The organism is Jeongeupia naejangsanensis (assembly GCF_016865585.1).
In the GTDB taxonomy this organism is placed as follows: domain Bacteria; phylum Pseudomonadota; class Gammaproteobacteria; order Burkholderiales; family Chitinibacteraceae; genus Jeongeupia; species Jeongeupia naejangsanensis.
In genome coordinates this window covers 68,891-77,737 of the sequence record NZ_JAESND010000012.1, presented here as the reverse complement: position 1 = coordinate 77,737, position 8,847 = coordinate 68,891, and the positions used below count along the sequence as shown (strand labels likewise).

6 protein-coding genes are annotated in these 8,847 nt (G+C 66.4%); 4 read left to right on the top strand and 2 right to left on the bottom strand.

The genetic code is table 11. The features are described from left to right. Window positions 1–157: 157 nt before the first annotated feature. Window positions 158–1,639: a type VI secretion system contractile sheath large subunit gene (gene tssC / locus JMJ54_RS17735; protein ID WP_203539890.1), complete on the bottom strand. Its 1,482-nt coding sequence runs from the start codon at window positions 1,637–1,639 to the stop codon at window positions 158–160. 11 nt (window positions 1,640–1,650) lie between these two features. Further along, complete coding sequence (gene tssB, locus JMJ54_RS17730) at window positions 1,651–2,226, bottom strand: type VI secretion system contractile sheath small subunit (RefSeq protein ID WP_239000178.1); 576 nt, start codon at window positions 2,224–2,226, stop codon at window positions 1,651–1,653. A 310-nt stretch (window positions 2,227–2,536) separates the two neighbouring features. Here tssB and JMJ54_RS17725 point away from each other — a divergent pair, with 310 nt between their 5' ends. Genes JMJ54_RS17725 through JMJ54_RS17710 form a run of 4 tightly spaced genes read left to right on the top strand, consistent with a single transcriptional unit; the run spans window position 2,537 to window position 8,837 of the window. Continuing rightward, complete coding sequence (locus JMJ54_RS17725; RefSeq protein ID WP_203539889.1) at window positions 2,537–2,968, top strand: hypothetical protein; 432 nt, start codon at window positions 2,537–2,539, stop codon at window positions 2,966–2,968. A gap of 57 nt (window positions 2,969–3,025) precedes the next feature. Beyond that, window positions 3,026–4,351, top strand: a complete 1,326-nt coding sequence (tssK, locus tag JMJ54_RS17720) for a type VI secretion system baseplate subunit TssK (RefSeq protein ID WP_203539888.1) — start codon at window positions 3,026–3,028, stop codon at window positions 4,349–4,351. Then, window positions 4,351–5,106 carry a DotU/TssL family secretion system protein gene (locus tag JMJ54_RS17715; protein WP_203539887.1) on the top strand — a complete coding sequence of 252 codons (756 nt, stop codon included), beginning with the start codon at window positions 4,351–4,353 and terminating at the stop codon, window positions 5,104–5,106. Before tssK ends, JMJ54_RS17715 begins: the two co-directional genes overlap by 1 nt. Next, a complete protein-coding gene (locus tag JMJ54_RS17710; RefSeq protein WP_203539886.1) occupies window positions 5,103–8,837 on the top strand; it encodes a type VI secretion system protein in 3,735 nt (1,244 codons plus the stop codon). The genes JMJ54_RS17715 and JMJ54_RS17710 overlap by 4 nt, the downstream gene beginning before the upstream one ends. Window positions 8,838–8,847: the final 10 nt, after the last annotated feature.

The window sequence follows — 8,847 nt, the reverse complement described above, 5'->3', positions numbered from 1 at the left end:
TCCAATTTAGTTGCTTTTTGGTTTGTTCCCCCCGTTGTGTTATTCACCTTTTCGGGGGGGGGGGGGGGGCTATATTTCGGGCGCCCACAACTGCTGCCCCCCGCGGGGGGGGGGGGGGGGGCGGCCCGCCCACGCCATTGCAACGGGATAGTCCGCGTCAGGCTGCGGCCGGCGGCGGCAGCGAGGCAACGAGGCGGATCGACGCGGTCAGCTCTTCGAGCTGGAAGTGCGGCTGCAGGAAGACGGTGGCACGGTATGCCCCCGGCTTGCCGGCAACTTCGGTCACGTCGACGCGCGCTTCGCGCAGCGGGTACTGCGCCTTGATTTCCTGCTGGGCGTTGTCGTTGACCAGCACGTAGTCGGCGATCCAGTTGTTCAGATAGGACTGGACGTTGTCACGCGTGGCAAAGCTGCCGACCTTGTCGCGCATGATGACCTTGATGTAGTGCGCGAAACGCGAAGCGGCGAGCACATAGGGCAGCATGCCGGAGATCCGCGCATTGGCATTGGCTGCCGGCAGGTTGTACAGCTTCGGCTGATTGGTCGTCTGGCCACCGAAGAACACGGCGAGGTCAGTGTTCTTCTTGTGGCACAGCGAAATGAAGCCCAGCGAGTCGAGCTCTTTTTCGCGACGGTCGGTGATCGGCACTTCGGTCGGGCACTTGAGTGCCAGATCGCCCGAGGCGGTGCTGAACGTGTGTGCCGGCAAACCTTCGACAGCGCCACCACCCTCGACACCGCGAATCGCAGCGCACCAGCCGTACTTGGCGAATGCTTCGGTAATCCGCTGGCCGAGCGCCCACGAGGCGTTGCCCCACAGGTACTTCTGGTGATTGGTGCCGTCGACGCCTTCGGCGTAGTTGATGCCTTCAACCGGCTTGGTGTCCGGGCCGTACGGCAGGCGCAACAGGATGTGTGGCAGGACCAGCGAGACGTAGCGGGAATCTTCGCTGGCGCGGAACGCGTTCCATTTGATCAGCTCGGTGCTTTCGAACACCTTGGCCAGATCGCGCGGCTGGGCCAGCTCGGTGAAGCTGCCCATGTCGAACAGGCGCGGGCTGGCGGCGGCGACGAACGGCGCATGCGCGGCGGCGGCGACATTCGAGAGTTTTTCGAGCAGCGCGACGTCCTGCGGATTGCGGCCGAACTCGAAATCGCCGACCAGCACGCTGAACGGGTGACCACCGAAAGTGCCGTACTCTTCTTCGTAGATCTTCTTGAACAGGGCGCTCTGGTCGAACTCGACTGCCTTTTCAAGATCGTTCTGCAGTTCCTGTTGCGAGACGTCGAGCAGGCGCAGCTTCAGGCGCGTGCTGGTTTCGGTGTTCATCACCAGGTAGTGCAGGCCGCGCCACGAGGCTTCCAGACGCTGAACGTCCTTGTGGTGCAGGATTTCGTCGAGCTGCTTGCCGATCAGCGCGTCGATCTGGTCGATGCGGTGATTGATCATCGCAACGGTGTCGCTGTCGACGACCATGTCCTTGTCGAGCACCTGCTTGGCGAATTCGGCCAGCAGATCCTTGGCATAGGCTTTCTGGTTGTCGTCGTGCGCCATCCGGCCATCGGCGATGATCTGGTCGAGCAGCGACAGCGATACGGTTTGTGCAGCGTTCTCGCTGCCGGCTTGTTCTTGGGGCATGAGCGCGCTCCTCAGACCTGGGGTTCGGGGGTGACGTCGGCCGGCTTGTTGTCGGTCGTGTCAGAATCGGATTTGCCTTCCTTGTTGGCATCGGTGCCGGCACCGGCCTTGATTTCGTTCAGCTCGTCGGTGTTGGCGACGACGTTCTGCAGCAGCTGATCGAGCTGGTCGTTGCCGTCGAGCTTGGTCAGCAGATCGCGCAGCTTCTGGCGTGCTTCGTACAGACGGCGCAGCGGCTCGACCTGCTTGACGATGTTGACCGGGTCGAAGTCTTCGAACTGCTTGAACTTGAGCTCGATGTTGAGTTTGTTCTTGTCCTCGCCGCCCAGCGCGTTGTCGACCTGAACGACGAGGCGCGGGGCGATGGCGTGCAGCACCTCGTTGAAGTTGTCGCGGTCAATGTCGACGAAGCGGCGATCGCCCAGCTTGGCCGGCGCTGCCTCGGGCTTGCCGGCCAGGTCCGCGAGGATGCCGACAACGAGCGGCAGTTCCTTCTTTTCGATGGCGTTGCCAATTTCCACGTCATAGGTGATCTGGACGCGCGGGGGACGGACGCGGTCCAGCTTGTGCTGAGTGCTCTCGGCCATGATTTCCTCTTGGTCAGCGCAACGCCTCGGGTGCCGGCGGCTGCATCTGGATGATTTCTCGATGTAACTGATCAGGCGAGGCCGCTGAATGCCTCTGTCATGCTGGCGGCTCGTCGGGCGAGATTAGCTTAATCATCTGTGTTTGCAAGTTATCCATTGTTTTTGTTGTAAGAACACTGAGTACATATTGTCTGTGTATGTGTTATATCCGCAACGGCTTACTTGGAACGAATGACAATGGTGAGATAGAGTTGGCGCCACACAATGAGGCCGATCGGGGTTGCACTTGCAGGCTATCTGGCGTTTTTGCTTGTTTTTCCTGCTGATCGTCAGCATTTCGGCTTGCTCTCTGATGCAGCCGGAAGTCGCGATGCGCAGCGCGGTGATCGAGGTTGCCCCGGGCGCCAACGATGACACGCCGATCGCCGTCGATTTCCTTGCGGTGGACGATCCTGACTTGTTGAAGGTTTTGCTTACAACATCGTCGGCGCAATGGTTTGCTGCCCGCGAGCAATACCGGCGCGACTACCCGCAGTTGCTGCAGGTCTGGGGGCTCGAGGTCGTCCCTGGCCAGCGCTTGGTGTTCGATCGTGTTCCGCTGGCCGGTGTGCCTGCGCAGGGCGTGCTGGTGTTTGCCGGCTATGACGCGCCGGGAGCGCATCGTCTGCGGCTCGAAAGCGAGCGCGAAGTGCGCATCCGCCTGGAAAGCCGCGACCTGCAGATGATGCAGGCCGGTCCGTAAGTACGGGTATCGCCGACGGTCGGCGGTAGCCAATCAAATAGATGTTGGGAGCGCTGCGTGAACGAGGTACCGGAAGCCATCTGCTGGCATGAAGGCATGCAATTGCTGCCACAGCATTTCCAGCAGCAATCGCTGCGTGCCGAGACGCTGGCTGCGCGTCACGCGGCGTCGGCCCATCCGTGGTTCTGGGGCGTCCAGTCGGTCGACATCGACGAATCGGCACTGCGTGCCGGTGTCGTGCGCGTGCTGGCGCTCGAGGCCGTGTTGCCCGACGGCCTGCTGGTCGGTTTTGATGCCGGCATGCGCCCGACGCTCGAACTCGACGTGACCGCACAGGTGGCGGCGTCACCGCGTCACGCGGTGACGGTCTTCGTCGCGGTGGCACCATTGTGGCGGGGCGGTCGGCTTGATCCGCGAGGCAGCCGCTACCAGTCGGTCCACGGCGAGGCGGTGCCCGATCTGGCTGGCGGCGAGACGCAGGAGCCGCTGTTCCTGTGGCGGCCCGATCTCAGGCTGGTGACCGACGATACCCGGGCCGATCTTGTCTGCATTCCGCTGCTGCGGGTCGAGCAACAGGGGGGCGGTTTTGCGCCGCTGCCCTACGTGCCACCGACCCCCCGGCTGCTGCCCGAATCGCCGCTCGGCCGCAAGGTGGCCGGCCTGTGCGCGCGGGTCCGTGAAAAGTGCGTTTATCTTGCAGGCCGGGTTCGCGCTGCCCAGAAATCCGGCCGCGACGAGGAAGTACCCGAACTAAGCCGGCAGTTGCGATCGTTGTGGTCGCGCCTGCCGGAAATCGAGGCGGCCCTGGCAAGCCGGATCGCCCATCCCGCGCAGGTTCATCTGCTGCTCGCCGGCATGGCCGGTGCCGTGGCTACGCTGGATCCGGCCGCCGGGGTGCCGGCCTTCAGGCCGCTTGAGTACAGCGAGCTTCTGGCCTGCTACGACGAACTGATCGGCTGGCTGGAGACGGCACTTGGCCGGGTCAAGACCAGCTACCGGACCATTCCGTTTGCGCGTGATGCCGCAGGCTTCTGGCTCGACCTGGCCGATCTGCCGGTCTCGGTCTCGCCGACACTCGGTCTGCGCATGTCCAGCGGTAGCGGCGAGCAGGGCGCGATTGCCTGGCTGAAACAGGCAATCGTCGCGTCGGACAGCTACGTTGCCACGCTGTTCCGCCAGCGGATGCACGGCTTGCTGTGGCAGGAAATGGATGCGACCGCGACGCTGTCGTACAGCGTACCGAGCGACATGCGTCTGGTGGTGCTGAATACCGACAGCGAGTGGTTCGATCAGGGCGCACGGCTGCGCCTGACCGGGCCGGCCGGCACATCGCTGGCGGCGCCCTGGGAAGTCGTCTTGTTCGTGCCGGCCGAGGATCAGTAATGCGCGACGTCCTGCACGCGTCGGCCGCCCTGCATCGCGATGCCCCGTTGACGCCGGTTTTCGAATCGAGCTGGGGCGAGTGGCTCGAACGCTGGCAGGAAATCCGGATGCGGACCCAGCCCGGCGAGGCGCTGGCCGCCGAGGCGGTGGAAGTCGCCAGTACGCTGACACGCCGCTTGGCACGCGTTGCATTGTCCAGAACCGGGCATGCCGGCCAGCAGCAGGTCGATGCGATGCAGTTCGCCTTTGTCGCGCTGATCGACGAATTGCTGATTTTCGACGACTGGGCAGGTCAGGAGAGCTGGCAGGCCGCACCGCTGGAGCTGCGCCTGTTCGGCACCTGCACGGCCGGCGAGCAGGTGCCGGCGCAGATCGAACAATTGCTGCACGCGCGTGATCCGGCGACGCGGGATCTGGCGAATGTGCTGCTGCAGGTCCTGCTGCTGGGATTCTTCGGCCGCCTGCGCAGCGGCGAAGGGCGCGCCACGCACGCGGTGTGGCGGCGTGCCCTGTTCGAATTCGCCTGGGGCCGCGCTCCCGATGAACAGCAGCTCGCGGCCGATCTCGAGCGTCCGGCTGCCGTGACGCCGCTGCGCGTTGCCGCCCGGCGCATGCTGCCCGACGGCGCGCGCCTCGGCCTGATCGGACTGGCGCTCGTCGTGCTGATGATCGTGATCGGTCACCTGTTCTGGATGGACCTGAGCACGATGATCGAGGCCGGGCTGCCACCGGTCGCCGGGGGGGCGCGGTCATGAGTCTGGGCTGGCTCGTCTTGCTCGTCGTCGTCATCGTGCTGCTGGCCGTGGTCTGGTGGCTGTGGCGACATCGTGATATCGGCGGCTTTCGCAGCGTGCTGCGGCAGATCGAAGCCGAAATGGGCTGGCGCGACCGCTACCAGCTGCCCCGGGTACTGCTGGTCGGCGCCGAGGCCGAATTGTGTGCCGAGTGGGGCCTGCGTCCCGGCGGCGAGCGGCACTGGTATGGCCGCTGGTGGTACAGCGGCGACGGCCTGGTGCTGGCCGCGCCGGAAGGCATGCTGGAGGCGTCCGACGGACCGGTGCCGATCCTCGGTGTCTGGCACCGGCTGGCCGGCGCCCTGTTGCGCGCGCGCGCGGGCCGGCCGCTCGATGCGGTGATCTGGGCGGTGCCGCTGGAAACGCTGCTGTCGACCGAAGCCGCGACACGCGCGGCCAGCAGCGCCGAGCAAAGGTTGTCCGACCTGCAGCAACGCCTCGGGCTGAGCCTGCCGGTCTATCTGGTCGTGACCGGCGTCGAACGCCTGCCCGGCGTGCTCGAGCTCGCCGACAAACTGCCCGAGGCGGCGCGGCAGGCCATGCTCGGCTGGTCGTCGCCGTTTGCTCTCGGTACCGCGTGGGACGGCGACTGGACCGAAATGGCGCTGGAGCGGATCCGCGAAACGCTGACCGCCGTGATCACCGAAGCCGGCGCGCTGTCCGGTTCGATCGATGCCGCGCTGTTCCTGCTGCCCGGCCAGCTGGAGTCGATGCGCGACGGTTTGCGTGCGCTGTGCGAGCCCGTGTTCCGGGGCAATGCCGGCGGCGAGGCCGGCGTGTTTCGCGGCGTATACCTGACCGGCACGATCCGGCAGGGGGCCGTGGATGAATTCGAGCCGGACGGCGGTGCGCACGAGCAGGCCGCGCCGCTGTTTGTCGCGCGTCTGCTGCGGCAGCGCGTGCTGGCCGAGCAGGGGCTGGCCCGCCCCTTGCCGCGTGCGCTGGCCTTGCGCCAGCGCGGGCACCGTATTGCCAAGGTCGCGATGGTTGTTCTGGCCGTGATCTGGCTTGGGGGAATGATCTGGTCATGGCAGGGCGCACGCAACGCGCTGCGTGCGGTGACCGGCTACGAAGCGCGCATTGCCGCCGCATCGACGAGCAAGGCCTATGTGGGCGACGCCGAGCTGGCCCGGCAGCGCATCGCTGCGTGGTGGCAGGTCTCGGTGGCGGTGCCGCGCTGGCATTTCCAGAGCGCCTGGCTGCCGACCTCGCTGCTGTCGGGGCTGGACGACGAGATCGACGCCGCGGTGAACCGCACTGCCGACCGTTACCTTATTTCGCCGCTGCAGGCGGGTTTGCAGCGTCAGACACAAACGCTGGCGACGCCGGTCGCGCTCAACGATGCCGCAGGCGTCTCGCCCGAGGGCTGGGCGGAGTACCAGCAGGCCAAGCGGCTTGTCCAGCAGGCCGCGCGGCTCGATAGGGAGTCGGCGCTGTTTGTCGGTCTGCGCGGGAGTGCGCCACTGGAAAATGCGGCGGCGCTGGCGGACATGCTGTACCAGTGGAAGCCGGCTGCGAAGCCGCAACCGCCGTTGCAACTCGGCCAGATTCTGGACGGCGGCGCGTCCTTGCCACCGGTCCCGCTGGCCAAGGCCAAGGCCGATGCCGGTCGTTTGTTCAGTGCCCAGATTACCGCGTGGCTGAACCGGCTGTATGCCGACGACACCTTCGGTCAGGCCGCTGCCGGTGCCCAGCTGCAACTGCAAAGGCTGGCTGCGGGACAGGCGCTGCCGCTGGCCGAACTGACACAGCTGAACGAGCGCATTGCCTTGCTCAAGCGTCTGGTCACGACCAGCGACGTGGCCTGGCGCCCCGGCGGCAAGCAGGAGCCCGTCCCGGGCTACAGCGCCCTGATGGGCGAAGCACAACGGGTCGGCCTGATCGACGCCGGCGGCGTGACCGCGCTCGCCCAGTATGCCGATGCATCCCGGGCCGCGTTCACTGCGCGCTGGCTGTCGGCGACGCCCGGGGACAACGATTTGCTGCAGCAAACCGCCAAGGCCTTGCAGTTGTCGCCGGACGCAAGGCAGACCGGCGATGTGCTGACCGCGCTGCTGGCGCAGGATTTCGCCGTGGTCCAACGCGGTGCGGCCATCGCGTCCGTCGGCGGTCCGGCGGTCGCCATGGGCTACTTCACGTCGTATCAGGGCTTTCTGGCGCAGAGCGACAAGACCCCGCTGCGCTACAAGGCCGGGGTGCTGGCCTCGACAAGGCAGCTCGCCGCGCAGGCCATGTGGGGCGCGACAGGCACCGACGGCGCGAGCGGTTTTTCGCTGCGTACCGGTGCACAGCAGGCCAGCGACCTGACTGCCGCATTCGATGCACTCGCGCGTCACGATCTGGCGACGGCCTGGGTCGCCAAGGTCGACCGGCTGGCGCTGGGCGAATTGCGCGGCGGCAATGCCCGGATCGACGATCTGGCGCTGTACCAGCCGCTGCAGGGCACGTTTGCGTGGTGGGACGGTGGCAAGAACGCCAGCCTCAAGGCGTGGCGCGTGTCGTCGCAACAGGACTTGCAGCAGTACCTCGACGGCCAGCTGGATGCGCTGGCCGCGATCTCCAATGGCGTCGCCCCGGCGGTTGGCTGGCTCGATCCGCATGCCGATCAGCTGGCGATGGCCGATGCACAGCTGCTGGCGCGCTGGCGCAGCCTTGCGCTGCAGCTGCAGCAGTACAAGGAAAAGAGTAGCACCAGTGCACCCGCCTTGCTGAACCAGCTGATCGGCAAGGACCTCAACGAGATGGATACCGCCAACTGCGCCACCGTGCTCGCCAACGCCGGCATTCCGCGGGGCGACAACGTGCTGACCGACCGGGTACGGATGCTGATCCGGGTTGCCGGCGACCGCTGTGGCGGGCTGCGGGCACAGGCGGCAGCTTCGGCGTGGGAAAAGCTCAGCGCCTACTACTACCAGTACATGGCCGGCCGCTTCCCGTTTGCCGACCTGTCGTCGCGGCAGGAGGCCGACCCGGAGCGCGTCGGCGATCTGTTCCGGCTGTACGACGACAATCAGGCGATCATCAACGCCGGCCTGCAAGGCAACGACGCGCCAACGGCCGCCGCTGCGCGGGCCTTCATGCAGCGCCTGCAGGCGGCCAGGGGCTGGATGCAGCCGCTGCTGGCTAGGGAGCCCGGCAGCGGCATGACCGGGCTCGAAATCGACGTCAACTGGCGGACCGATCGTGCCCAGGAAGTCGGCGCGGATCAGGTGATTGCGTGGTCCATGACCGCAGGGACGCAGCGCCTGCGCTACCCGTCCGCCGACAAGCTTCCGCTGCGCTGGCGTACCGGGCAGCCGGTGTCGCTGTCGCTGCGCTGGGCCAAGGATGCGCCCGAATCACCGCAGGGCGATGTACACCAGACGGGGCTGGCCGTGTCCGATCGCGTCGCGCAGTGGGATTACACCGGAACGTGGGCGCTGTTGCGCCTGCTGCGCGCCCACGCGACCTCCGGCCTGAACGGCGGCGACGACGACCTGTCGGTCCCGCTGCTGCTGACGGTGCCGGTGGCATCGGAGCAGGGCAAGATCAATCGCGCCCGGATGTACGCTCGCGTCGCGCTGCAGACGCCGGGCGGCAAAACGCCGCTGCGCATGTCGCCACTGCCGGTCAGCGTGCCGGCGTCCCCCTTCCGGGCGATCACGCTGTCGCAAACCGGCGACCCCAAAACTTCGCAGCTGGCCCTCCAGTAAAGCAACGACG

Excerpts from the sequence above, each read along its gene's own strand:
- tssB (WP_239000178.1), bottom strand. The coding sequence starts at position 2,226 with ATGGCCGAGAGCACTCAGCACAAGCTGGACCGCGTCCGTCCCCCGCGC.
- JMJ54_RS17715 (WP_203539887.1), top strand. The coding sequence starts at position 4,351 with ATGCGCGACGTCCTGCACGCGTCGGCCGCCCTGCATCGCGATGCCCCG.
- tssC (WP_203539890.1), bottom strand. The coding sequence starts at position 1,639 with ATGCCCCAAGAACAAGCCGGCAGCGAGAACGCTGCACAAACCGTATCG.
- JMJ54_RS17710 (WP_203539886.1), top strand. The coding sequence starts at position 5,103 with ATGAGTCTGGGCTGGCTCGTCTTGCTCGTCGTCGTCATCGTGCTGCTG.